Raw genomic sequence first — 25,445 nt, 5'->3', positions numbered from 1 at the left:
CGACATGACATTACGAACAGAACAATTAGGCTATTGGTATCAAAGCGAAGCAGAAGCCCTGTTTCGTGGCGTTGACTTGACCTTCGAGCCTGGCAAGATGTATGCGATCTTAGGTTCCAGCGGATCGGGGAAAACGACCTTCCTGTCGCTGATCACAGGCCTAGATACCCCGAAAGAAGGAAAGATTTTCTACAACGAAGAAACGTTAGCAAAAATCGGGCTGCGGGAGTACCGCCGCAAAGATGTGTCCATCGTGTTCCAAGCCTATAATCTATTGCCTTATCTGTCGGCATTGGACAATGTGGTGACAGCGATGGCGATCGCGAAGTCGCAGCAAGCCGATAAAAAGGCCTACGCTTTAGCAAACTTAGCCAAAGTTGGCATCACGGAAGAGCTGGCACTGAAAAAAGTGACCCAATTATCGGGTGGGCAGCAGCAGCGGGTGGCGATCGTTCGCGCATTGTGCTGTGAGCATGAGCTGATCGTAGCCGATGAACCGACTGGAAACTTGGATGAAACGACGTCCAAAGAGATCGTCAAACTATTTCAAGAAATTGCTCATGAGCAAAAAAAATGTATTATCTTAGTGACCCATGAACAAGAAGTAGCCAAGGCTTGCGATGTCGTTTATGAGCTAAAAGAGCGAGCCTTTGCTAAAGTTGAGGGATAAGCCTTGCTTAGGGTAGCTGCTAGTTATTAGGGCGGAGGCAGTTGCTCTTCCTGAGGCTTTAAATACATCCTCAAGGAAACGGCTGTAAAGTCTGCTTGCATCTTCGCCTTGCTCCTCTTACAATAGAAGTAATTGTAAACGAAGAAACTTGTGAGGGGAGTGTGGAGATGCGACTTTTTATTGACGGCGATGGATCGCCAGTGAAAAACGAAGTGATTGAGCTGGCTCAGCAATATCAGCTGCCGGTGGTGATCGTCACCAGTGTCGATCATTACACGACCAAAGATTATCCTGCCCATGTTCACTTTGTCTATGTCGACAAAGGCTCGGATCGTGCGGATTATGAAATCGTGAAGGAAATAGAGCCCGGTGATTTTCTTGTTACCCAAGATTATGGGTTAGCCTCTTTGGTCTTGCCGAAAAAAGCGCGGGTTTTTCACCATAACGGCACAGAGTATTTGCCAGAAACGATCGATTTTTTACTTGGACAACGCTACTTAGGTGCGCAGATGCGTAAAGCAGGCAAGCGTACAAAAGGACCGAAGCCCTTTACGAAAGAGGATCGGGAAGCCTTCAAACGAATCTTTGAAAACGAATTGCGACAGACCCTTGCAAAATAAGCACCCTCAAGACCCAGCTTCTGCATGAACCACGGGAATTGAAGGTGCTTATTTATTTCTTGCGAAAACGATCATAGAAGTATTTGCTGACTAAAGCCACGATCGCGAAAAATGCTAAGGTATATCCGAAGATCCCCATCTGATGGACGAAGGCTCCTTGTTGCGGGCTGGCGACCACCAATAAGGAAGAGCCAAGGATGACCGCAGCTAGAATAATACCGATCACCAGTCGATTGACCATCTGATCAAAGCGGTCCAATAGCTGCTTTTGTTCGCGGATCTCTAGATTCAATCGGTGTTTACCAGTCGCAAAAGTGTCTAAGACAGCCAAGGTCCGATCGGGAAGATGGCTAAGTGCCCGCAAGCTTTTTGCGGTTGCCAAGGCGCTTTTTTTCACCTCGTCTTCAATACTCAGCTGCTGCAGGAAATATTTTTGTGCAAAAGGCTGAGTGACTTCCATCATTGATAATTCGGGATCTAAGGCTTTGATCACACCTTCCAAGGTACCAAAAGCCTTGATCAGCAAGGTGATGTCTCGATGCATCTGCAGTTGGTTATCATGGCAGATCGTGATGACTTCCGCCATCACTTTTTGCAAGTCGATATCCTTTAGCGGCATATTATAGTAGTTTTCAACAAATTTTTGCAGGTCTTGGTAGAAGGCGACTTCGTCAAAGGAACTGCCGCTGCTGTTGCACAACCGCAAGACGGCTTTGCCGACTTCTTGGGTGTCTTGGGTATAAAGAGCAATCAACGCATCGGCTAAACGGCTGCGTAAAGACTGATCCAAATGACCCATCATCCCAAAGTCCAAGAAAATCACTTGGTAAGGCGGCATGACAGCTTCTTCTTGCCATTTCAACGAGTAATCGACCCCGCCGAGGACACCGACGCGCTGCTTGACTTGAAATGGTTGTGGGCGGTTGGCTTGATTCGTGAAGACATGCAAGAAAAGATTGCCAGGATGTGGATCAGCGTGAAAGAAGCCATCTTCAAAGACTTGTTTCATAAAGTTTTCGACTAATAGCGTCCCCACTTGTTTTTTCACGGCTTTCACGGACTGATTGTCATATACGATGTCTTGATTTTTGCGGGTCAGTAAGCAATTCAAGCTTTCACCTGCCATGTAATCCATGACTAATACTTTTTGGGTACACCATTCGGGATAAACTTTTGGCAATGCCAACTGCGGATCTTGGTGATTGTTGCGGTAGAATTCCTGTGCGTTTTTCATCTCTTGCAAAAAATTCGTTTCATTGGCAAGTGATCGTCGGACTTCGCTTAGCACGCTTTTTAAATCCACCACATTGGCTTCTGGAATTGCGCGAACCAACGGCAGGGCTTTTTCAAAAAGATCGAGATCCACTTGAATTGCCGCAATGATCCCTGGATGCTGTACTTTGACGATCACTTCTTTGCCGCTGATCAAGTTTGCTCGATGAGCTTGTCCGATGGAAGCTGAGGCGACTGGAATTTCATCAAAAGCGGAAAAAACTTCCGTTAGCGGTTGCTGCAGTTCTGTTTCCAGCAGTGCTTTGACCTTGGGAAATGGATCGCTTTTGACATTGTCCTGCAGCTGCTTGAATTCATCGACAAAGGTGCTGGAAAGCAGATCATTGCGGACCGAAAGCATCTGCCCGATTTTGATAAATGTTGGTCCTAATTCTTCAAACGCTTGACGCACCATTTCGGGGTGCTGCTGTTTGCTGATATTTTGAACGACTTTGTATTTCAAAAAGACTTGAACGATTTGTTTTAATCGTCCTTTTCTAGAAGGAGCGGTTTGTTCTGTCATAGGTCCCACCTCTTTAAACGTGCCGTGATATATTCATAGTACTGACAAAATGAAAAACATTCAACTAACGACTGTGTAAGCTTAAAGAAATTTCTGCAAGATTTAATGCCGGTTGGTCGATTTTGTGCTAAAATGTGGAAGACTTAGTTTGGTAGAATCAATGAATACAGGAGGAAATTCTTTTGAAAATCATTTTATTATACGGGGGACGCAGTGCAGAACATGAGGTATCACTGTTATCCGCTTTTTCAGTTGTTAATGCTGTATATTATAATTACTACCAAGTTCAATTAGTAATGATCACCAAAGAAGGACGCTGGTTAAAAGGCCCATTATTGACTGAGGCGCCAACGTCTCCAGATACTTTGGCATTGACCAATGAAGAAACCAAAGGGGAAGAAATTTCACCTGGGGCAATCTACGAAGAAGACGCGATCGTCTTTCCTTTACTTCACGGACCAAATGGCGAAGACGGCACGATCCAAGGGTTTTTAGAAACCATCGGAATGCCTTATGTCGGAGCCGGTGTCTTGACTAGTGCCTGTGGGATGGACAAAATCATGACCAAGTATATCTTGCAAGCTGCGGGGATTCCGCAAGTTCCCTATGTACCAGTCTTGAAAAATGCGTGGAAAGAAAATCCGAAAAAGATTTTCGATCAATGTGAAGGTAGTCTGCTTTATCCAATGTTTGTCAAACCTGCCAACATGGGCTCAAGTGTCGGTATCTCGAAAGCCGAGAACCGTGAAGAACTGCAAAATGCGCTACAAGAAGCGTATCGCTACGATACCCGAGCGATCGTTGAACAAGGAATCGAAGCTCGTGAGATCGAAGTAGCCGTTCTTGGAAACGAAGACGTTCGGACCACAATGCCGGGAGAAATCGTAAAAGATGTTGCCTTTTATGATTACAATTCCAAATACATTGACAACCGAATCGAGATGCAGATTCCTGCACAAATTCCAGAAGAAACACAAGCCAAAGCTCAAGAGTTTGCGAAAAAAGCCTATACGATGTTAGGCGGCAGCGGATTGAGCCGTTGTGATTTCTTTTTGACCAATAAAAATGAGCTCTTTTTAAATGAGCTGAACACGATGCCAGGGTTCACTGAATTCAGCATGTACCCACTGCTATGGGAGAAGACCGGCTTGCCTTATGGGGATTTGATTGAAGAATTGATCCAATTAGGGATGAATCGTTTCAATCAAAGACGTTCGTTCTTGACCAATGTAGAAGCAACAGAAAAAGAAGCAGAAAACGAAAACGAAGCAGAATAAATAGCAGGAAGAAAGCCAGCTCAACTCAAGGAAAATACTTGAAGCGATCTTGTGCTTTCTTTTTTTAGAAAAAAGGAGCGAACCTGATGAATTTTACTGTAAAAGAAGCCGCTGCCGTATTTGGTCAGCAAATTGTAAATGAAACACCACTTGCCTCTGTGGAATTCGACAGCCGTCTGATCAAAGAAAACAGTCTTTTTGTTCCCTTAGCGGGGACCCGTGACGGACATGAATTTGCCCAACAAGCCAAAGACAATGGGGCGATCGCCACACTGTGGAGCCACCCTACGATCGAACCGCCGCAAGACATCCTTGTGATTCCTGTCACGGATACCGTCAAAGCGTTCCAACAATTGGCACGAGCGTATAAAGAAAAGCTTGCACCGAAAATCATCGGTATTACTGGAAGTAACGGGAAAACGACCACCAAAGATATGGTGGAAGCGGTCATGGCCCAAAAGTACCAGACCTATAAAACCCAAGGCAACCACAACAATGAACTAGGCGTGCCTTTGACTATCTTGCATGCGCCAGAAGATACCCAAGTATTGATTTTAGAAATGGGAATGGATCATGCAGGTGAAATCGAAGTCCTTTCACGCTTAGCAGAACCTGACGCTGCCGCTATCACGTTGATTGGCGAAGCCCACATTGAAAACTTAGGGTCCAGAGAAGGGATCGCCAAAGCCAAAATGGAGATCACCGCAGGATTGAAAAAAGACGGCTTCTTTATGATGCCAGCTGATGAACCATTGTTAGAGCCCTTTGTTCCCAATTTAACGCAGACCATTGAAACTTTTGGCTTAACTGAGGGAGATCTACAAGGAGACATCGTGGAGGAATCGCAAGATCAGACGATTTTTACGGTAGCAGGTACCACCTTTACCTTACCGGTCTTAGGCGGCTATAATGTCAAAAATGCCTTGATCGCGATTGGGATAGGACGTCATTTTGGTGTAGCAGATGAAGCGATCAAGGAAGGCTTGGCGCATTTTCAATTGACGAAAAATCGGACCCAATGGGTGACTGCTGGTAATGGGGCAGCGATTTTGAGCGATATTTACAATGCCAATCCGACGGCCATGGGTCTTGTATTGGATAGCTTCCGCAAATTGCCTTTAGCAGGACGACGGATCGCCGTATTGGCAGATATGCTTGAATTAGGACCAGATTCTCCACAAATGCACGAGCAGATGACCGCACACTTGGATGACTCGTTCCAGCTAGTTTTCCTTTATGGCAAAGAAATGCAGGCATTGCAAAAACGACTAGCGAACACCGCCCTTGCTGACAAGGTGCGCTATTTTGCGATCGATGAAAAACCACAGCTGATCGCCTCCTTAATAGAAACTTTAGAACCTTCCGATAGCCTAGTGATCAAAGGCAGCAATGGCATGGGCCTGAGTGAAGTCGTTGATGCACTAAAAGGAATGTAAAAGGGAGTTGAAATCTTGCTGAAACTTTCAAAGCGTGTTATACTTATCTAACGCCGAAAGATGAAGCACAGAATGATTACTGTAAAAAACATTGACGTTTTGAGATAAAATGATGGCTGAGACAAACAACACTTGTTTTAGCCTTTTATAATGCCTTCGTGAAGCGGTTTTTCGGTACCGAGAGAAAGATAAGAGTAAATGGGACTACTCTTGTGTTTCTGAAGAACTAACCTACGCTTCGATGATAGAAAAACAGGCATCGAAAAGATGACCAGCCTAGGAGGATCCATTTGAAATTTAAAGATCTAGAATTATCCAACGAATTATTGACTTCTGTTGAGCGTGCCGGCTTTGAAGAAGCAACACCCATCCAAGAAGCAACGATTCCATTAGCCTTAGCAGGCAAAGACGTGATCGGTCAAGCACAGACCGGTACTGGTAAAACCGCCGCATTTGGTTTGCCAATGTTAGAAAAAATTGACCCAACGAACCATCAACTACAAGGATTAGTGATTGCCCCAACCCGTGAATTAGCGATCCAAACCCAAGAAGAATTGTACCGTCTTGGTAAAGACAAAAAAATTCGTGTACAAGCAGTTTACGGTGGAGCCGATATCGGCCGTCAAATCCGTCAACTAAAAGATCGTCCCCACATCGTGGTTGGTACACCAGGTCGTATGTTAGACCATATCAACCGCCACACCTTGAAATTAGGCACCGTTGAAACGCTTGTATTAGATGAAGCGGATGAAATGTTGAACATGGGCTTCTTGGAAGATATTGAAAAAATCATCAGCCAAGTACCAGATGTTCGTCAAACATTGCTATTTTCAGCAACAATGCCGCCAGCAATCAAAAACATCGGCGTGAAATTCATGAAAGAGCCTGAACATGTACAGATCAAAGCCAAAGAAATGACCGCTGATTTGATCGATCAATACTATGTTCGTTCAAAAGACTACGAAAAATTTGATATCATGACTCGCTTATTGGATGTGCAAACGCCAGAATTGACCATCGTTTTCGGTCGTACGAAACGTCGTGTCGATGAATTGGCGCGCGGCTTAGAAGCCCGCGGCTATAAAGCAGAAGGCATTCATGGAGACCTTTCTCAACAAAAACGAATGAGCGTTTTGCGTTCATTCAAGAGTGGTCAACTAGATATCTTAGTTGCCACAGACGTTGCAGCTCGTGGATTAGATATCTCTGGTGTTACACACGTTTACAACTACGATATCCCTCAAGACCCTGAAAGCTATGTTCACCGGATTGGACGTACTGGCCGTGCTGGAAAAGGTGGAATGTCTGTGACTTTCGTTACACCAAACGAAATGAGCTATCTGCACGTCATTGAAAACTTAACGAAAAAACGGATGACACCAATGCGCCCACCGACCGAAAAAGAAGCGTTCAAAGGTCAATTAGGTGCCGCAATCGAATCTGTTGAAACCAAATTGGATGAAAATGGCTTAGATAAATACTTGCAAGCAGCCGACGATCTATTAGAACGTTATTCTGCACAAGATTTAGCAGCATTGCTTCTAAAAACTATGGCAAAAGATCCTGCTGATTTAGCACCAGTGAAGATCACACCAGAGCGTCCATTGCCTCAAGGGAAAAAATCATTCAACAAAAATGGTCGTCGCAGCAACAATAGCAACGGCAATCGTAACCGCAAAGAAAACGGTGGGAACCGTGGCGGCGGCAACGGCAATAAAGCCCGCGGCAACTATTCAAAAGATGGTGCCCGTAAAAACAATCGCCGCAGCAACGACAAAAAACGCGGTTTCGTAATCAGAAATAACCAAGACTAATTAAGTTTGTGGACCTTGTAAGGAAACTTGCAAGGTCTTTTTTTATATAAAAAACAAATACGAACGATTAAAAATCTTAATCTCCGTATAAACTCGTCAGATTTGAATGGTAATTCGCCATTTTTTTGGTAGAATGGTAACTAGCTGAACAAGGGGTATTTCCAATTTGGAAAACCCTATCTTAGGTGAAGGTAGAGAAAAGAATGATCAAAGGAATCGGGATCGATGCAGTCGAGCTGCCTCGAATGAAAGAATTAATTGAAAAAAAACCTCAGTTTATAACGCGTATTTTAACAGAGAAGGAAGCAAAATTATTTGCACGCTTGCCGCTGAAACGTCAGGTAGAGTTCCTTGGCGGGCGCTATGCCTGCAAAGAAGCGTTCTCGAAAGCTTGGGGGACAGGGATCGGCAAAGTTTCTTTTCATGATATTGAAGTCTTGACCAATGAATTCGGTGCCCCGATCGTTACTAAAGCACCGCATCCTTTAGAAAAAACGTTTGTCAGTATCACCCATACAAATGATACTGCTTTTGCACAAATTATTTTAGAAGTACTAGATAGTGAATAAACCAAGTTGAAGTAGTCTGTCAGTCAAGAAGACTTTGATACTTCATGGACAAACAGCCGACTACATAAAACCAACTTAATTTGTTCGTCTGATCAAGCACTAGTAGAAAGAAGGAACTGGAAATGGTGGTTGCTTACCATAGACCAACGAAAGCGATAATTGATACAACTGCGATTACCGAGAACATCAAACATGAGATTGCTCACTTACCAAGCGAGACATTTCTTTTTGCGGTGGTCAAAGCGAATGGTTACGGACACGGAGCGGTTCAAACCGCTCTTGCAGCCAAAGAAGGCGGCGCAGATGGTTTTTGCGTTGCGACGATCGATGAAGCGATCGAATTGAGAGAAGCAGGGATTACTGACCCGATTTTGATCTTAGGTGTCGTGAATGTGTGTGATATTACCTTGCTGACGACCTATGATTTGTCATTTCCAGTCGCTTCGATGGACTGGCTGATAGAAGCAGGCGCTTATTTAGAGGAGAACCCTCTAAATAAGCCGCTTAAAGTGCATATCAAGGTGGATACTGGTATGGGGAGAATCGGCTTTTTGACTGTCGAAGAAGTGCGCCAAGCCGTTCTTTGGTTAGAAGATCACCCCTCTTTTGAGTGGGAAGGGATCTTTACCCATTTCTCCACAGCGGATCAAGTAGACACGAGCTATTGGGAAACCCAGCATCAACGTTTTAAAGAAGTCTTAACTGTTTTGCCCTATTTGCCGACATATATACATACAGGCAATAGCGCAACCTCTTTATGGCACAAAGAAGCAGTAGGAAATATGGTCCGTTTTGGGATCGCAATGTATGGGTTGAACCCATCAGGTCATGCGCTGAGCGAACCATTTTCCTTAAAACCTGCGCTTTCGCTCGTTTCTGAACTGATACAAGTGAAATTACTTGAAAAAGGAGCGGGGATTGGCTATGGTGAAACATATATCACTCCACGTCAGGAATGGATCGGCACCGTGCCTATCGGTTATGCTGACGGCTGGTTACGAAAAATGCAAGGCTTCTCGATCTTAGTAGAAGGCGAGCGTTGTGAGATCGTCGGTCGAGTGTGTATGGATCAATTGATGATTCGTTTGCCGCGGGCATTTGCTGTCGGTACACCAGTCACCTTGATCGGTGAGAATCATGGGGAACAAATTACGATGCAGGATGTTGCAGATCAGTTAGAAACGATTCACTATGAAGTAGCGTGTACCCTTTCAGCAAGGGTTCCGCGAGAATATAAAAGTTAGGGTGGTCCTATGGTAAAAAGGGGAGATATTTATTTTGCCGATCTTTCACCAGTGGTTGGATCGGAGCAAGGCGGGATACGTCCAGTCTTGATCATTCAAAATGACTTAGGGAATCACTTCAGTCCCACTGTGATCATTGCGGCGATCACGGCAAAAATGGCGAAGCCGAAATTACCAACGCATATTGGGATTTCTGCTTCCTGCACAGGGATTGGCAAAGACTCCGTCATTTTGATGGAACAGATTCGCACGATCGACAAAAGCCGTTTGAAAGAAAAGGTTTGTCACTTAGACGATAAAGTGATGTGTGAAGTCGATGCTGCCTTGATGATCAGTATTGGTGTTGAGCCGACTTTTGCCACATCAACGATCGAGGTGTAAATCTGTCAATGGGGTATGTAGTATTAATAGCAGTTGTCATTTTATTGAGTTTCTTTACGTATAAACATATTCGCCGTTTTCTTTCAGAAACAAAAAAGCGCAACGAAACCATGGAACAAGGATATTATCTTGTGAGTCATACATATGAAGAAAAGCGGGAACAGACACATTATTACGGCGTTTTTCAGCAGGGAGACAAAGAGCTGATACTAGAAATGTCGCTACAACTTTATTTGCAACTGCAGCCGCCGCAACGGGGCATGTTGACCGCCAAAGAAGGCAGAGTGCTTTCTTTTGAAATGTGATCATGTAATGAAAGTAACGCGCACGAGGAAACAGCCCCCTCATGAAAACAAGCAGGAAAGAGCCGCTTTGTTTCGTACATCGGAGCAGGTTCTGTCACTGCTTGTTTTTTTCATGCAGGTCTTTGTGAGAGGTTTCCTATGGACAAAGATTCAATGAATGGAAGAAAGAGCATCTTCAAAAAAGAGGAATACCACAAAAGCGTGGGGCTAGAATGCTTTGAAGATCAGCCAATGTACGGTTGCTTTTCACAAAGAATTCAGTTATAGTATGTAGCGACTAGTTTGAAAAGAGGGAAAAAAGTGAACCCATCGATTTATGGACTTACCAAATCAGATCTATCTTTGTGGATAACTGAACAAAAAGAAAAGAAATTCCGTGCCAACCAAGTGTGGGAGTGGCTCTATGAAAAACGAGTAACCAGCTTTGAAGAAATGACCAACCTACCGAAACCTTTGATTGAGAAACTGTCGGCAGCCTTTGTGATCAATCCCCTGAAACAGATGGTGGTACAAGAAGCCAGTGACGGAACCGTCAAGTATTTATTCCAATTGCCAGACAATCACATGATTGAAACGGTCTTGATGCGTCAAGAATATGGCATGTCCGTTTGTGTGACGACCCAAGTCGGCTGCAACATCGGCTGTACGTTTTGTGCCAGTGGGTTATTAAAGAAGCAACGAGACTTAACGGCAGGCGAGATCGTGGCTCAAATCATGTTAGTACAACACTATTTTGATGAACGCAATGAGGGGGAACGAGTCTCTCACGTGGTGGTCATGGGGATCGGCGAACCCTTTGATAACTATGACAATGTGATGCATTTCTTACAGATCATCAATGACCCGAAAGGCTTAGCGATCGGCGCGCGGCATATTACTGTGTCAACCAGCGGCTTAGCGCATAAAATTAGAGAGTTTGCGGAGAACGGCTTGCAAGTGAACCTAGCGATTTCGCTGCATGCCCCAAATAACGAAGTCAGAACCTCCATGATGCGGATCAATCGGAGTTTCCCGATTGAAAAGCTGATGGCAGCGGTCGACTATTATTTAGAAAAAACCAATCGTCGGATCACATTTGAGTACATCATGCTGGATCATGTCAATGACCGGCCAGAACATGCCCGTCAGTTGGCTGCTTTATTGAAGGATAAAAAGAAATTGTCATACGTCAATTTGATCCCATATAACCCAGTGAGTGAGCATGACCAATACGCTCGAAGTAAAAAAGCCGATGTGCTAGCCTTTTATGACATTTTAAAGAAAAACGGCATCAATTGCGTGATCCGTAAAGAACACGGGACAGATATCGACGCAGCTTGCGGACAGCTGCGAAGCAAACAAATGAAAAAAGAAGCCTCCGCTTCTTAAACGTAAAAAGCAAAAGAAGGACTGCACAAGCGCAGTTCTTCTTTTTTTATTTACTATCAAAGTAATTAAAAAACACATTAAAGAAAGCGTATTCCTCGAAAGAAAATTCAAAAAACATTGTTTTACAAGAAAAAAATAGATTATACTAAAAGCTGGTATCCATTAAAAATAACTTATCGTGAAAGGATGATTTGATGGAATGGATTAAATTAATTGGTATTCTAGTTATTTTAGTCGGCTTTTTGCTGAAGCTAGATACTATTGCTGTCGTAATCGTTGCTGGTTTTGTCACCGCGCTTGTGTCGGGGATTTCTGTTGTTGATTTTTTAACAATGTTAGGAGAAGCGTTTGTCAATAATCGACTCGTTACGCTGTTCTTACTGACACTACCGATGGTCGGCTTGTCAGAACGTTTTGGCTTGAAGCAGCAGGCAGTCATATTGATTGAAAAGATCAAAGGCTTAACACCAGGGAAGTTCTTGAGCTTGTACTTGTTTATTCGAGAACTTGCTGGCTTTTTCTCTATTCGGATCCAAGGACATACACAATTTATCCGCCCGATCGTTAACCCGATGGCGCAAGCTGCTGGGGAAAACAAATTTGGGGAACTGGATGAAAAAGATCAGGAAAAAATCAAAGCTCGGGCTGCCGCTAACGAAAACTTCGGGAATTTCTTTGCCCAAAATACCTTTGTGGCTGCTTCTGGTGTGCTATTGATCGTAGGAACATTGCAATCTCTTGGCTACGATGTGGCAGCTAGTTCGATCGCGCAAGCCTCATTGCCGATCGCATTGATCGTCTTAGTCATTGCTACGTTGTCGAACTTGCTCTTTGATCGTAAATTAGCAAAAAAATATGGCAAGAAGGAGGACAAATAGATGGAAGGAATCGTTAACGGATTACTGGAATTCTTTTATATCTTGATCGGATTGCTGTCGATCATGACGGCTGTACGGGTTTTTCGCGAAGCGGATCATCCCACCCGATTAGGCACCTCTGCTTTTTGGTTACTGCTAGGGATCGTCTTTGCTTTCGGGAATTTCTTGCCGTATCTTGTGGACGGGATTTTGATCGTTTTGATGGGCTGTTTGACCTTCTTCAAACAAGTGCAGATTGGTAAAATCGTGGACGTGGATGATGAAAAAGCAGAAGCATCGGCTAAACGGATCGGTAGTACGATCTTCGTGCCATGTATCAGCTTAGCATTGATCGCTGTGGTGATTTCTTATACACCATTAGGAGGCCAAGTTGGAATCGGGATCGCATCGATCTTAGCGCTCTTGTTGGCAGTCGTGTTGACTTCCGCTAAACCGAAAACAGTGCTGGACGATTCCGACCGGATGCTTCGTCAAGTCGGAACTGCCGGTATCTTGCCGCAGTTATTAGCAGCACTAGGTGTCATTTTTAACGCTGCTGGTGTCGGTGATGTGATTTCTCAAGGAATCTCTGGTGTCGTGCCAGAAGGCAATCGTTTTATCGGTGTCGTGGCTTACTGTTTAGGAATGATGATCTTTACTATGATTATGGGAAATGGTTTTGCGGCATTTACCGTTATTACTGCAGGCATCGGTGTACCTTTTGTGATGGCGCAAGGCGGCGACCCAGTCGTTGCTGGTGCGTTGGCAATGACCGCTGGTTTTTGTGGCACATTGCTGACTCCGATGGCAGCCAATTTCAATGCACTGCCAGTGGCCTTGTTAGAGATGAAAGACCCCAATGGCGTCATTAAAGCACAAGCCCCAATTGCTTTATTATTGTTAGTGATCCACATCGCTTTAATGTACTTTTGGGCATTTTAGTGGTAAAACAAAGAGGGAAGGATGATGGAAATGAAACTACTAATTACCGGATTTGATCCATTTGGCGGAGAAGCAATCAATCCTGCCTTAGAAGCAGTGAAATTGTTGCCAGATACAATTCATGGTGCACAGATTGTGAAAGCAGAGATCCCCACTGTATTTGGGAAATCAGCAGCGATCGTCGCAGAGAAAATTGAAGAGATCCACCCAGATGTCGTTTTAAACATTGGCCAAGCGGGTGGACGGTTTGCCATCTCACCAGAACGAGTGGCGATCAATGTGGATGATGCCCGGATTCCTGATAACGAAGGCAATCAACCCGTCGATGAAGTGATCCAAACAGAAGGCAAGCCTGCCTACTTCACACAACTGCCGATCAAAGCAATGGTAGAAAATATGAAAAAAGCAGGAATACCGGCAGCCGTTTCTAATACTGCTGGAACCTTCGTCTGCAACCACATCATGTATCAAGTACAATACATGATTGATACAAAATACCCTGAAATGAAGGGCGGTTTTATCCACGTGCCGTTTATTCCTCAGCAAGTCGTCGATAAAGCAGGACAGCCTGCAATGAGCATCGAAGACATCGCCAAAGGATTGACTGCAGCGGTGGAAGCCATCGTTGATTATGCCGACAAAGAAGATCTAAAAGCAATTGGCGGCGCGATCCATTAATCATTAAAGAGGACATCCTTTCGGGGATGAAACGAATGTCTTTAAGGCGAGAAGACCTGATCAGCAAGCATGCGATCAGGTCTTTTTTTGGACTATTTTGATAAAAATCATTGGCGATTTCTGTATGTTTACCCTTCTATCAGACATTTCTCATTTTGACGGATCAAATGAAAAAGAAAGACGGAAAACGAATGTAAGTTACATTTAACCATGTTTTTTTATTATTTTTTTTGCTTTATTTCTTATAAATAAAGAAAGGAAAAATAGCATTTAACGAATGTTTGATGAGATTAAGGTAAGTAAATACCAAGAAAACTTTCTGTCAGAGGTGTTTTTTATCGAAAAAAGGATTGCTTTTTTAATAATTATTAATTAAAATCTTATCTAACTTCAGAAATCGCATGATTATTCTGAAAATTAATTCAATTAAGGGGTAGGACAGGATGAAGAATAAATGGGCCTATGGTTTAGTGGCTGTGTGTGGCGTGGCGTTAGCCGGTTGTACAACGGGCGGAACAAATAGTTCAAGCAATGACACAGCAGCAAGCGGCGACAGCAGTGCAGAACAAGTGTTTAACGTAGTGGTTTCACAAGAAATGCCAAGTGCGGATCTCTCATTAGCAACCGATACGATCAGCTTCAGTGCATTGAACAATGTATATGAAGGTCTGTATCGTTTGGATGCTGACAGTACACCACAACCTGCTGGTGCAGCTGAAGCAGCTGAAGTCAGCGAGGATGGACTGACTTACAAGATCAAATTACGTGAAGATGCGAAATGGTCAAATGGTGACCCTGTTACAGCAGCGGATTATGTCTATGGTTGGCAACGGACAGTCAAACCTGAAACAGCATCAGAATACGCGTATCTATTTTCACCAGTTAAGAACGCAGATGCCATCACAGCAGGCGATACGGATCCATCAGAGCTAGGCATCAAAGCAGTGGGGGATTATGAATTAGAAATCACCCTAGCAAAAGCAACACCTTACTTTGACTATTTATTAGCATTCCCATCCTTCTTCCCACAAAATCAAAAAGTGGTAGAAGAAAATGGCGATCAATATGCGTCAACTAGCGACAATGCTGTCTATAATGGACCGTTTGTCTTGACTGGGTTTGATGGACCAGGAACGGATACGGAATGGGCTTATGAAAAGAACGACCAATATTGGGACAAAGATACTGTTAAATTACAAACGATCAACGTAAGCGTCGTGAAAGAATCCTCAACTGCCTTGAACCTTTTCCAAGATGGTCAAGCAGATGATGTCATCCTAACAGGTGAATTAGCGCAACAAATGGCTAACGATGAAGCCTTCGTTTCTCAACCAGAAGCAACGACTTCTTACCTAGAATTGAACCAACGTGATGAAGATTCACCTTTCCGTAACGAAAACTTACGTAAAGCGATCTCTTATGCGATCGATCGTGATGCCTTAGTGACATCGATCTTAGGGGATGGTTCGATTGCTTCAACTGGGTTGGTACCAGAAGGTATGACCTTCAGCCCTGGCGATCATACGGACTTCACGGAAGCAGCTGGCAGTGTCATTGAATACAATGAAGAGCAAGCCAAAGAACATTGGGAAAAAGCCAAAGAAGAATTAGGGATCGATTCATTAGAATTTGATATCTTAGCTTCTGATACAGACTCAACGAAGAAAATCATTGAGTACTTGCAAGATACGATCGAAAAAACATTGGACGGTGTGAAAGTCACGTTAAGTCCAGTACCATTCTCTGTTCGTTTGGATCGTTCAAACGCTGGTGATTTTGATACAGTAATGGGCGGTTGGGGTGCTGACTATGCCGATGCAAGTAGCTTTACTGACTTGTTTACGACAGGCAACTCATACAACCGTGGACAATGGAGCAACGAAGAATACGATGCAGCCGTTGAAGCAGCGGGTACAACCAATGCCAATGACCCTGACAAACGTTGGGAAGACCTAGTCAATGCAGAAAAAATCATTATGAATGAACAAGGTGTCATTCCAGTTTATCAAAAAGCGGAAGCACACTTACGTGCAACAAAAGTCAAAGGTGTTGTTGCTCACGCAGCGGGCGCACAATACGACTACAAGTGGACATCAATCGAATAATCACGAGTAGTTGACTTGAAATGCCGAAGAAAAGGCTGGGACAATTTCTTGTCTCAGCCTTTTGCTTCTCATTTCAATGAGTAAAACTATAAGAATGAAATTAACTAGTAGCAATCATTAAAAAGAGCAATGAAAGGAATAACAAGAAGACACCAGGCCATAACCAAAAGGCGTAGCTCTGTTTGCCGACTTGGGATAATTTCAGATAATCTGTTTTATTTTTGGAAAAAGCTTTCTTCATGGAGTATTGAAAATGGTCAAAGAAACCAGAAGCAAATACCCATAAAAAACCGCCAATGATCAAAAAGAACAGCGCCCACAAGAAAAGGGCATCTGAAAGAGCTGCTATGGAAAATTCATTTTTTATGGCTAACCATCCGCCAGAAATTGCGAGGCATAGGAGGGGTATGAGCCCACTACTTTTTTTTATTTTCATGATCTGACTCCTTTTTAATGATTCGTACTATGTTAATTTACATAATTATTGAATAGAAGTCAAAATACTTAAGGGGGAAACTGCGTGAACAGCTTTTTGAAATATTTATTGAAACGAGTGTTCTACATGGTCTTAACATTATGGCTGATTGCCACGATCACCTTTTTCTTGATGCAATTTTTGCCAGGAACACCATATACGAATGCTGAAAAATTAAGTCCAGAACAAATTGCCTTGCTAAATGAGCAAGCAGGATTGGACAAACCGATCATTACCCAATATTGGCTTTATTTGACCAATTTACTAAAAGGTGACTTTGGGATCTCTTTCCAATTTAAAAACCAGCCAGTAGCGAATTTATTATCAGGAAGAATCGGACCTTCACTGCAACTAGGGCTACAAGCGATCATCTTTGGTACGTTCTTTGGGATCATTTTAGGAACGATCTCTGCGATGAAACAAAATACTTGGATCGATACAACGTCTACCTTAGTGGCGATCTTAGGACGTTCGATCCCTAACTTTGTCTTTGCCGTGTTGCTGCAATACATTTTTGCCATCAAACTAGGGATCTTACCGATTGCTAAGTGGGAGACCTTTGCCAGCACGATCCTACCGACCGTCGCCTTGGCGATGTCGCCGTTAGCGGATTCCGCCAGGTTTATTCGAACCGAGATGGTGGAAGTGCTGCATAGTGATTATGTCGAGTTGGCACGAGCAAAAGGGTTGAGCCGCTGGGAAATTGCCTTCAAGCATGGTTTGCGGAATAGTTTGATTCCGTTATTGACGCTGTTAGGACCGCTAGCTGTCGGTTTGATGACGGGTTCTCTTGTCGTAGAAAATATTTTTGCGATCCCAGGTATCGGTGAACAGTTCGTAAAATCAATCATGACCAATGACTATCCAACGATCATGGCGGTAACAATTCTTTATTCCGCGATGTTGGTCTTTGTTATTCTTGTTGTTGATATTTTATATGGAATCGTTGATCCGCGGATCCGAGTTTCAGAAGGGAGTCGTGGCTAATGGCAGAGAAACCTTACACAGCAAATGATGTTGCTGCCATCGATGCAGCCAAATTTCAACCGTTACAAAAAAATACCAATGAAGAGCGTGAAGCGATCGCAACCCCTTCATTAACGTTTTTCCAAGATTCATGGCGTCGTCTGAAAAAGAACAAAGCCGCGGTCTTCTCAATCATTTTGTTGCTGATCATTATCGCGATCTCAATCATTACGATTTTTGTCTCGCCGCATGATCCAACCGCGCAAAATGTAACCTTTACAAATCTGCCGCCGAAAATTCCTGGTATCAACATCAATGGCTTAAACGGCTATGCGATGGTGGGAGGCGAGCTAGTAGATAAGTATGCAGCTGCCAATGTTCCTGACGGGACGTATTTCCTTTTAGGAACGGATGGCTTGGGTCGTGACCTATTGAGTCGTCTATTCGTAGGGACACGTATTTCCTTGTTGATCGCGTTTATCGCGGCAATGCTTGACATCATCTTTGGTGTAACCTATGGCCTGATCTCTGGTCTTTTAGGTGGACGGATCGATAATGTGATGCAACGTTTTCTAGAAATCTTATCTGGTATTCCCAACTTAGTGGTAATGATCTTGATGTTGGTGGTTTTTGAACCTGGGATCTTCTCGATCGTGGCAGCAATGGCGATCACTAACTGGATTCCAATGGCGCGGATTGTACGGGCCCAAACGATGAAACTAAAAGATCAAGAATTCGTTTTAGCCGCAACGACGCTGGGGGAAAGTCGCCTCAAGATTGCGATGAAACACGTATTACCGAATATTTCCAGCGTGATCATCGTACAAATGATGTTCAGTATCCCCTCGGCGATTTTCTTCGAGGCCTTCCTAAGCTTTATTGGGCTAGGATTAAAACCACCTTCAGCATCTTTAGGGATGTTACTAAGCGATGGCTACAAAACCTTCTTGTTCCTGCCTTACCAAATGTGGGTACCAGCTGTGACCTTGTCTGTGATTATGATTGGGTTCAACTTGCTGGCAGACGGTTTGCGTGATGCCTTTGATCCGAAAATGAAAGAGTGATTGCTATGAAAAAAGTCTTAGAAGTGAAAAACTTAGAAATTTCTTTTGACACCTTTGCTGGGAAAGTCCAAGCGATCCGCGATGTCAGTTTCGATCTATACAAAGGAGAAACCTTGGCGATCGTGGGCGAATCTGGGAGCGGCAAGTCCGTGACGACCCGCAGTATCATGGGGTTGTTAGCCAGCAATGCCAATGTCGATAATGGCCAGATCCTCTTCAATGGGACGGACATTTTGAAAAAATCCGAAAAAGAACTGCAAAAAATCCGTGGCAAGGAAATCGCCATGATTTTCCAAGATCCAATGACTTCATTGGACCCAACGATGCCGATTGGCAAGCAAGTGGCAGAATCATTGATGAAGCACAACAAAATCAGTAAAAAAGAAGGCTTGCGACAAGCGTTGGAACTATTGAACCTTGTCGGCATCCCGAATGCTGAGAAACGCTTGAAAAATTATCCGCATCAATTTTCTGGTGGTCAGCGGCAGCGGATCGTCATTGCGATCGCGTTGATCTGTTACCCGCAGATCTTGATTGCAGATGAACCAACGACTGCATTGGATGTAACGATCCAAGCACAAATCTTAGAGTTATTAAAAGATATCCAGAAGAAAATCAATTCCTCCATCGTCTTCATTACCCATGACTTAGGGGTCGTTGCCAATGTGGCGGATCGGGTGGCCGTGATGTACGGTGGGAAAATCGTCGAAGTGGGGACCGCAGAAGAGATCTTCTATAACCCACAACATCCATACACTTGGGGCTTGTTAGGTTCGATGCCGACGTTAGAAGGAACAGGCGATCGCTTGTACGCGATTCCTGGTTCACCTCCAGATTTGTTAGATCCGCCAACAGGTGATGCTTTTTATCCACGGAACGAGTTTGCCTTGCAGATCGATGCTGAACAGCAACCGCCATTCTTTGACGTCTCACCGACGCACAAAGCGGCCACTTGGCTGTTAGCGTCACAAGCACCGAAAGTGACTCCGCCGGATGAGATCTTGATTCGCTGGAAAAAATTCCAAGAAAAAAATACTCAGGCATCTGTCTAAAGGAGGAGAAACGGTTGGAAAAAGTTTTACTTGAAGTAAAGAATCTCAAACAATATTTTAACGTTGGCCGCAAAGACGAAGTCAAAGCCGTCGATGATATCTCCTTCCAAATCTATGAAGGAGAAACCTTTGGTCTAGTCGGTGAATCCGGAAGCGGAAAATCGACGACTGGACGGACAGTGATTCGCTTGAATAACCCTACCGGAGGCGAAGTTCTTTTTGATGGACAAGATGTTATGAAAATCAAAGGCAAGAAACCGCTGGCTGATTTTCGCCGGGAAGTTCAAATGGTCTTCCAAGATCCTTATGCTTCCTTGAATCCACGGATGAAAGTTCGGGACATTATTGCCGAAGGGATCGATATCAACGGACTAGCCAAAAATGAAAAAGAACGCAATGATCGGGTGGATGAACTTTTGCAAACGGTCGGACTAAACCCAAGTCACGGGACCCGTTATCCCCATGAATTTTCAGGTGGACAACGTCAGCGGATCGGGATCGCCCGCGCGTTAGCTGTCGATCCAAAATTCATCATCTGTGATGAACCAATCTCGGCATTGGATGTTTCGATCCAAGCCCAAGTCGTCAACTTGCTGCAAGATCTGCAAGAAGAACATAAATTGACGTACTTGTTTATCGCCCATGATTTATCGATGGTCAAACACATCAGCGATCGGATCGGCGTGATGCACAACGGCAAACTGCTAGAAGTAGGCACCAGCGATGAAATCTATCATTACGGGGTCCATCCGTATACTGAAAGTCTTTTATCAGCGATTCCGCTGCCAGATCCTGACCATGAGCGTCAACGCAAGCGGATCAAATACGTCAGCGAACCAAACGATAACCAAGAACGAGCAATGGAAGAGATCGCACCAGGACATTTCGTTTATGCCACAAAAAAAGAAGCCAAGATCTATCAAGAAAAGTTAGCACAAAAAAAGGGGAACTAGCGTCAAAGGTATAGGGAGTGTTAGGAGGAGATGAAACTGGGTGTTTTAAAAGCATACAAATTTCGGATCTATCCTAATGGACAGCAAAAACAGTTTTTCATCGAAACCTTCGGCTGTGTACGTTTTACGTACAATCAACTGCTAGAGGCAAAGATGGAGGAGCTGGCCAACAATGAAGCAAAGCAAGGGTTGACGCCAGCCAAACTAAAAAAGGAGTATCCTTTTTTGAAGGAGACCGATAGTTTGGCATTGGCGAATGCACAACGGAATCTGGACCGAGCGTTTCGAAATTACTTTCAAAAGCGGGCTGGCTTTCCAAAAATGAAAACCAAAAAAAGTATCTGGCAATCGTATACCACCAATAATCAGCAGCACACCATTTATTTTGAAGACGATCAAATCAAACTGCCAAAGCTTAAAACATTGGTTCCCGTAAAAAAGCATCGGGCGATCAAAGGCAAGATCAAATCGGCAACGATCTCAGCAAAAAACAACGAAGAGTTTTACATCTCGATCCTTTGTTTGGAAGAGATCCCGCCATTGCCGAAGCAGCAAGCCTCTGTCGCTGTTGTTTATGATCCGCAGCAGTTGGTCAAAGCCAACCAGCCGATACCCATCACCTGTGAGCATGCCATCCAAACGAAGCAAAAGCTGACGCGAGCAGAACGCAAACTTCAGGTGAAAGCGACGGCGGTCAAACGGAAGAAAATCCTTTTGACCCAGGCGCGAAATTATCAGAAGCTAAAAGGAAAGGTCGCTCGCCTTTATCGTTTTCACTGCTGTCAAAAGCGGGAATTCATTGATCAAGTCAGCTACCATCTCGTAAAACAGTACGATACGATCTATTTGGAACAAATCGCAGAAGATACGGTTTTAAAAGCTGGTCATTACAGCATCAGTGATTGGCATCAATTCGTTCGCAAAATCCAGTACAAAGCGCAGTGGTACGGCAAAGAACTGCGGTTTGTCACGTTGGATACGCAGGACCAACAGAAGCTAGAACGGCTCTCAGGCGAAATGAGCAGCTGAGCCGCTTGAACTGGAAGGAACGCCAGGGATCGCCTAGGGTATAGAAAAAATCTTTCTGATTTTTGTTTCTAGGAACCACGTTCACTAATTATGATTAACCAGCAACCCCCTGCCAAACTACGGTCTGACAGGGGGTTGTATTTTTTTACATTTTGTCACCTAAAAATGCGTCATTTAAGCGATAGATCTTTGAGGGACGCCCGATGCCGACGGGCTTTTCGCCAACTTCCGTAAAATATTGGAGCATGGATTTTTTGAAGTTGGAATGATCGATCATTTTAAAATCGATCCCTAAAAACTTGGCGAATACTTTACGGGCTTCCGTGATCGTAAAGTCTTTGCCTAACACGAGCAGCACTTGTGGCTCGTGTTCCATCTTGTTGGCAACCCGTTTGAAAGCTTTGAGGATGATCGCGCTGTGGTCAAAAGCCAACGTATCTTTTCCAACAGAGGCGCCAGTCACTAGGTCAAGAATGATCTCGATCTCGCCGCTGGTCAAATAAATTTGATTGGCTTTTCTTTCTAAAGAGAACCAGCGTACTTGGTTCGCATCGTCACCGGCACTTAAGGGTTCTTCACCGATAAAAGCCAAATAGCTGACGGTGATCACCCAACCGCGAGGATCGCGATCTGGGGTGCTGAAGGTATGCAGCTGTTCGATGTTTTGCTTGGAGATGGTGACCCCGATCTCTTCTTGCGTCTCACGGATCACACTTTGCCCCGTCGATTCATTGGGATTGACGAAGCCTCCCGGCAATGCCCAAGAATTACGGAAAGGGTGGCCTTTTCTTTGGATCAGCGCAATTTTTAATTGTTCTTCTTCTTTGTTGTAACACATCAAAACCATATCGACGGTTACGGAAGGTTTCTCGTATTTCGGCTGATCTTGCGCCTGATACCATGTAAGAAACTCTGCTTCTGACGCTTCTTTTTCATAGTAGTGTTTTTCAGCTGATTTTGAGGTAAATTCTTTCATTGGTTTCTCCTGCCTTAGATAAAGTAAGTAGCTGAACGCGACGGTTTTCCTTAACGGAAAAAATAAGGAACGATCAAATTAAGGAAAAATAATGCGAGATAAAGCCAAGAAGACGGCGGGTGTTCTTTGAGTGCTGAATAGCCCCAAAGAGCGATCCAGAGCAAAAAAAGTACACGGAGGACTGCCATCGCTGTTGCAAAGAGCGCAGCATAATCATGGCTATTGAAGTACGCAAACAAAAAGGGGTAACTTGTGGTTGAAAAAAGCAAGTGTCCCACAGAAAGCACAGTTAAAAGCAAAAAATGCTGTTTGTTTTTTCGAGTCATAGCGTTCCTTTCTATAAGTGAAGTCTTCCTCATTATAGCAAAAGAAGCACCTGTTAATCAAAGAGAGATAAAACACCTTTATTTCCTAAGAGATTCGTTGTCAGGATCAGATTCTTCCCCTAGAACATTGAAGTGAACGGCTATCTGCGCTATGATAACTAGTAGAAAAGAAATGCTCAAATCTGCTGGTTTATTTGCTGCGTATTAAGTACCAAAACGATTCCTTTGTTCCTTGTAGACCATGGAAAAAGGTCTTAGGTTATCCGCTTTTTTGATTAAAATTATAGCATTTTTGGGTTGCGAACTGTATACTACCTAAGTATACACTTTACTAGTGAAAAGGAGGACTTGCGTCCATGGCTGAAAAAGAAACATTCTATATTACGACGCCAATTTATTATCCAAGCGGCAAGCTGCACATCGGGAATTCTTACACGACGATCGCTTGTGATGCGGTAGCACGATACAAACGATTGATGGGCTTTGATGTCTTTTATTTGACGGGTGTCGATGAGCACGGTCAAAAAATCGAGAAAAAAGCAGAAGAACTTGGCGTAGATCCGCAAGAATACGTCGACAAAATGGCAGCTGACGTCAAGAAACTATGGAACACACTAGACATCAGTTACGATAAATTTATCCGTACAACGGATGATTACCATAAAAAAGCCGTTCAAAAAATCTTCCAGCAATTGCTTGATCAAGGAGATATCTATCTTGGTGAATATGAAGGGTGGTATTCCGTTTCTGATGAAGAATACTTTACTGAAACGCAATTAGCAGAAGTTTACCGAGATGAAGAGGGCAAAGTCATCGGCGGTAAAGCGCCAAGCGGTCATGAGGTAGAATTGGTGAAGGAATCTTCTTATTTCTTCCGCATGAGCAAATATGCCGATCGTTTGGTTGAATACTATGATGAGCACCCAGAGTTCATTCAACCAGAATCACGTAAAAATGAAATGCTGAATAATTTCATCAAACCAGGCTTAGAAGACCTGGCTGTTTCCAGAACGACCTTTAAATGGGGTATCCCAGTCACTGCTAGCCCTGAACACGTGGTGTATGTGTGGATCGATGCGTTATCCAACTATATTACGGCATTAGGCTATGGCTCAGACGACGATTCCTTGTTCCAAAAATACTGGCCAGCTGACGTGCATATGGTTGGGAAAGAAATCGTGCGTTTCCATACGATCTATTGGCCAATCATGCTGATGGCATTAGACTTGCCATTGCCGAAAAAAATCTTTGGTCATGGCTGGTTGATGATGAAAGACGGCAAGATGTCGAAATCTAAAGGCAATGTCGTTTATCCAGAAATGTTAGTGGAGCGCTACAGTTTAGATGCGTTGCGTTATTATCTATTACGGGCGGTTCCTTTTGGTAGCGATGGTGTATTTACACCAGAAGATTTCGTTTCTCGTTTGAACTACGATCTAGCCAATGACTTAGGCAACCTGTTGAATCGGACGATCGCTATGATCAATAAATATTGTGATGGCTTAGTCCCAGATTATGCCTCAAAAGTGACGCCTTTTGATAGCGAGCTGTCAACGACTGCGGCCAATGTGGTTGGTCGTTACCATGAAGCCATGGATAAAATGGAATTCAGTACGGCATTGTCAGAAGTTTGGACATTGATCTCCCGTGCCAACAAATACATTGACGAAACTCAACCATGGGTATTAGCCAAAGAAGAAGAAAAGCGTGCTGAATTAAACAGTGTAATGGTTCATTTAGCGGAAAGCTTACGCATCGTTGCGATCTTATTGCAACCGGTGATGACAGAAACACCAGCCAATATTTTCCAACAATTAGGACTGGCTTCTGTTGCCATGGATCTGAAAGATTTACGCTTTGGTGAATTTCCAAGCGGCACGAAAGTCGTTGCCAAAGGCACACCGATTTTCCCTCGTTTGGAACTTGAAACAGAAGTAGCCTACATCCAAAAGAAAATGGCTGAAGGGACGCAAAGTCCAGAAGAAACAGTCAAATGGAATCCAGAAGAAACCACATTGCAATCCGAAAAAGCTGAGATCAAATACGAAGACTTCGACAAGATCGAATTAAAAGTGGCAGAAGTCGTTGACTGTCAAAAAGTCAAAGGCGCCGACAAGCTGCTGCAATTCCGCTTAGCTGCGGGAGATGATCAAGATCGTCAAATTTTATCGGGGATCGCTGAATTTTATCCAGAACCGCAAGATTTGATCGGTAAAAAAGTCGTGATCGTTGCTAACTTGAAACCGCGGAAAATGCGGGGACAAGTCAGCCAAGGAATGATCCTTTCAGCAGAAGACAATGACGGTCGTCTGCAAATCGTGGAAGCACCAAAAGGCATGCCAAACGGCTCGATCATCGCCTGATTCTTAGGAGAAATCCTTCTGCTAGTTTCAGCAAAAATAAAATTGCCAGACCTGAAAAGTTTTTGTATAATGTAGGTTATTGACATGAACATGAGGGAGTAATTGGCGGATTTTATCTGCGGCAGTATCACCATCCTGAAAGAAATTTCTGGTGCTGTCTTAAACAGTGAGACTTATGTA

Annotated in this window: 24 protein-coding genes; 20 read left to right on the top strand and 4 right to left on the bottom strand. The window is 43.8% G+C overall.

Annotated features, from left to right (window positions below):
- The first annotated feature begins 4 nt into the window (after positions 1-4).
- Positions 5-670 (top strand): ABC transporter ATP-binding protein, encoded by a 666-nt coding sequence (locus IGI73_RS13880; RefSeq protein ID WP_121260673.1) that lies wholly within the window; start codon positions 5-7, stop codon positions 668-670.
- 167 nt (positions 671-837) lie between these two features.
- On the top strand, positions 838-1,290 hold the full coding sequence (locus tag IGI73_RS13875) for a YaiI/YqxD family protein (RefSeq protein ID WP_015510428.1): 453 nt from the start codon (positions 838-840) through the stop codon (positions 1,288-1,290).
- A gap of 52 nt (positions 1,291-1,342) precedes the next feature.
- On the opposite strand, the gene IGI73_RS13870 is transcribed toward IGI73_RS13875, so the two are convergent.
- Positions 1,343-3,085, bottom strand: coding sequence for an ABC1 kinase family protein (locus tag IGI73_RS13870; RefSeq protein ID WP_428206766.1), 1,743 nt, complete (start codon positions 3,083-3,085; stop codon positions 1,343-1,345).
- Positions 3,086-3,267: 182 nt separating this feature from the next.
- Between IGI73_RS13870 and IGI73_RS13865 the strand changes: the two genes are divergently transcribed.
- From IGI73_RS13865 to IGI73_RS13810, 12 genes are all read left to right on the top strand, one after another.
- A complete protein-coding gene (locus IGI73_RS13865) occupies positions 3,268-4,362 on the top strand; it encodes a D-alanine--D-alanine ligase (protein ID WP_115232835.1) in 1,095 nt (364 codons plus the stop codon).
- Between the two features lie 86 nt (positions 4,363-4,448).
- Entirely contained in the window at positions 4,449-5,798 is a 1,350-nt protein-coding gene (locus IGI73_RS13860; RefSeq protein WP_438759264.1) for a UDP-N-acetylmuramoyl-tripeptide--D-alanyl-D-alanine ligase, read from the top strand.
- Positions 5,799-6,088: 290 nt separating this feature from the next.
- Complete coding sequence (gene cshA / locus IGI73_RS13855) at positions 6,089-7,612, top strand: degradosome RNA helicase CshA (RefSeq protein WP_005227956.1); 1,524 nt, start codon at positions 6,089-6,091, stop codon at positions 7,610-7,612.
- Positions 7,613-7,815: 203 nt separating this feature from the next.
- On the top strand, positions 7,816-8,181 hold the full coding sequence (acpS, locus tag IGI73_RS13850) for a holo-ACP synthase (RefSeq protein WP_015510424.1): 366 nt from the start codon (positions 7,816-7,818) through the stop codon (positions 8,179-8,181).
- A 122-nt stretch (positions 8,182-8,303) separates the two neighbouring features.
- Positions 8,304-9,425: an alanine racemase gene (alr, locus tag IGI73_RS13845; protein WP_074536114.1), complete on the top strand. Its 1,122-nt coding sequence runs from the start codon at positions 8,304-8,306 to the stop codon at positions 9,423-9,425.
- Between the two features lie 9 nt (positions 9,426-9,434).
- The gene (locus IGI73_RS13840; RefSeq protein WP_005227961.1) at positions 9,435-9,806 is read left to right on the top strand and encodes a type II toxin-antitoxin system PemK/MazF family toxin; all 372 of its coding nucleotides are present in this window, start codon (positions 9,435-9,437) and stop codon (positions 9,804-9,806) included.
- Positions 9,807-9,814: 8 nt separating this feature from the next.
- Positions 9,815-10,111 carry a hypothetical protein gene (locus IGI73_RS13835; RefSeq protein WP_005227970.1) on the top strand — a complete coding sequence of 99 codons (297 nt, stop codon included), beginning with the start codon at positions 9,815-9,817 and terminating at the stop codon, positions 10,109-10,111.
- A gap of 300 nt (positions 10,112-10,411) precedes the next feature.
- Complete coding sequence (rlmN, locus tag IGI73_RS13830; RefSeq protein WP_231435901.1) at positions 10,412-11,479, top strand: 23S rRNA (adenine(2503)-C(2))-methyltransferase RlmN; 1,068 nt, start codon at positions 10,412-10,414, stop codon at positions 11,477-11,479.
- Between the two features lie 194 nt (positions 11,480-11,673).
- A complete protein-coding gene (locus IGI73_RS13825; protein WP_010749105.1) occupies positions 11,674-12,357 on the top strand; it encodes a DUF969 domain-containing protein in 684 nt (227 codons plus the stop codon).
- The gene (locus IGI73_RS13820; RefSeq protein WP_005227977.1) at positions 12,358-13,278 is read left to right on the top strand and encodes a DUF979 domain-containing protein; all 921 of its coding nucleotides are present in this window, start codon (positions 12,358-12,360) and stop codon (positions 13,276-13,278) included.
- A 30-nt stretch (positions 13,279-13,308) separates the two neighbouring features.
- Entirely contained in the window at positions 13,309-13,956 is a 648-nt protein-coding gene (pcp, locus tag IGI73_RS13815) for a pyroglutamyl-peptidase I (protein ID WP_167821420.1), read from the top strand.
- A 443-nt stretch (positions 13,957-14,399) separates the two neighbouring features.
- Complete coding sequence (locus tag IGI73_RS13810) at positions 14,400-16,061, top strand: peptide ABC transporter substrate-binding protein (RefSeq protein WP_005227982.1); 1,662 nt, start codon at positions 14,400-14,402, stop codon at positions 16,059-16,061.
- 100 nt (positions 16,062-16,161) lie between these two features.
- Here the strand turns inward: IGI73_RS13810 and IGI73_RS13805 are convergent, their stop codons facing one another.
- Positions 16,162-16,497, bottom strand: coding sequence for a DUF3899 domain-containing protein (locus IGI73_RS13805; RefSeq protein WP_005227990.1), 336 nt, complete (start codon positions 16,495-16,497; stop codon positions 16,162-16,164).
- Positions 16,498-16,581: 84 nt separating this feature from the next.
- Here IGI73_RS13805 and opp3b point away from each other — a divergent pair, with 84 nt between their 5' ends.
- The 5 genes from opp3b to IGI73_RS13780 are packed head-to-tail and all read left to right on the top strand — an operon-like array spanning position 16,582 to position 21,600.
- Entirely contained in the window at positions 16,582-17,523 is a 942-nt protein-coding gene (opp3b, locus tag IGI73_RS13800) for an oligopeptide ABC transporter permease (protein WP_005227991.1), read from the top strand.
- On the top strand, positions 17,523-18,566 hold the full coding sequence (locus IGI73_RS13795; protein WP_005227994.1) for an ABC transporter permease: 1,044 nt from the start codon (positions 17,523-17,525) through the stop codon (positions 18,564-18,566). The genes opp3b and IGI73_RS13795 overlap by 1 nt, the downstream gene beginning before the upstream one ends.
- Entirely contained in the window at positions 18,566-19,618 is a 1,053-nt protein-coding gene (locus tag IGI73_RS13790) for an ABC transporter ATP-binding protein (RefSeq protein WP_428206816.1), read from the top strand. The genes IGI73_RS13795 and IGI73_RS13790 overlap by 1 nt, the downstream gene beginning before the upstream one ends.
- A gap of 14 nt (positions 19,619-19,632) precedes the next feature.
- Entirely contained in the window at positions 19,633-20,571 is a 939-nt protein-coding gene (locus IGI73_RS13785) for an ABC transporter ATP-binding protein (RefSeq protein ID WP_428206763.1), read from the top strand.
- 30 nt (positions 20,572-20,601) lie between these two features.
- Positions 20,602-21,600 (top strand): RNA-guided endonuclease TnpB family protein, encoded by a 999-nt coding sequence (locus IGI73_RS13780; RefSeq protein WP_010749109.1) that lies wholly within the window; start codon positions 20,602-20,604, stop codon positions 21,598-21,600.
- Positions 21,601-21,745: 145 nt separating this feature from the next.
- Here IGI73_RS13780 and IGI73_RS13775 read toward each other — a convergent pair whose 3' ends face one another.
- Together IGI73_RS13775 and IGI73_RS13770 are read right to left on the bottom strand one after the other, a co-directional pair.
- A complete protein-coding gene (locus IGI73_RS13775; protein ID WP_005228002.1) occupies positions 21,746-22,576 on the bottom strand; it encodes an NUDIX domain-containing protein in 831 nt (276 codons plus the stop codon).
- 50 nt (positions 22,577-22,626) lie between these two features.
- Entirely contained in the window at positions 22,627-22,902 is a 276-nt protein-coding gene (locus IGI73_RS13770) for a hypothetical protein (protein ID WP_005228003.1), read from the bottom strand.
- 356 nt (positions 22,903-23,258) lie between these two features.
- Here IGI73_RS13770 and metG point away from each other — a divergent pair, with 356 nt between their 5' ends.
- The gene (metG, locus tag IGI73_RS13765) at positions 23,259-25,265 is read left to right on the top strand and encodes a methionine--tRNA ligase (protein ID WP_005228005.1); all 2,007 of its coding nucleotides are present in this window, start codon (positions 23,259-23,261) and stop codon (positions 25,263-25,265) included.
- Positions 25,266-25,445 lie beyond the last annotated feature (180 nt).

The organism is Enterococcus sp. DIV0755f (assembly GCF_051713725.1).
GTDB lineage: Bacteria > Bacillota > Bacilli > Lactobacillales > Enterococcaceae > Enterococcus_D > Enterococcus_D casseliflavus.
The sequence above is the reverse complement of the archived record's forward strand: the minus strand, read 5'-3'. Positions and strand labels throughout refer to the sequence as shown.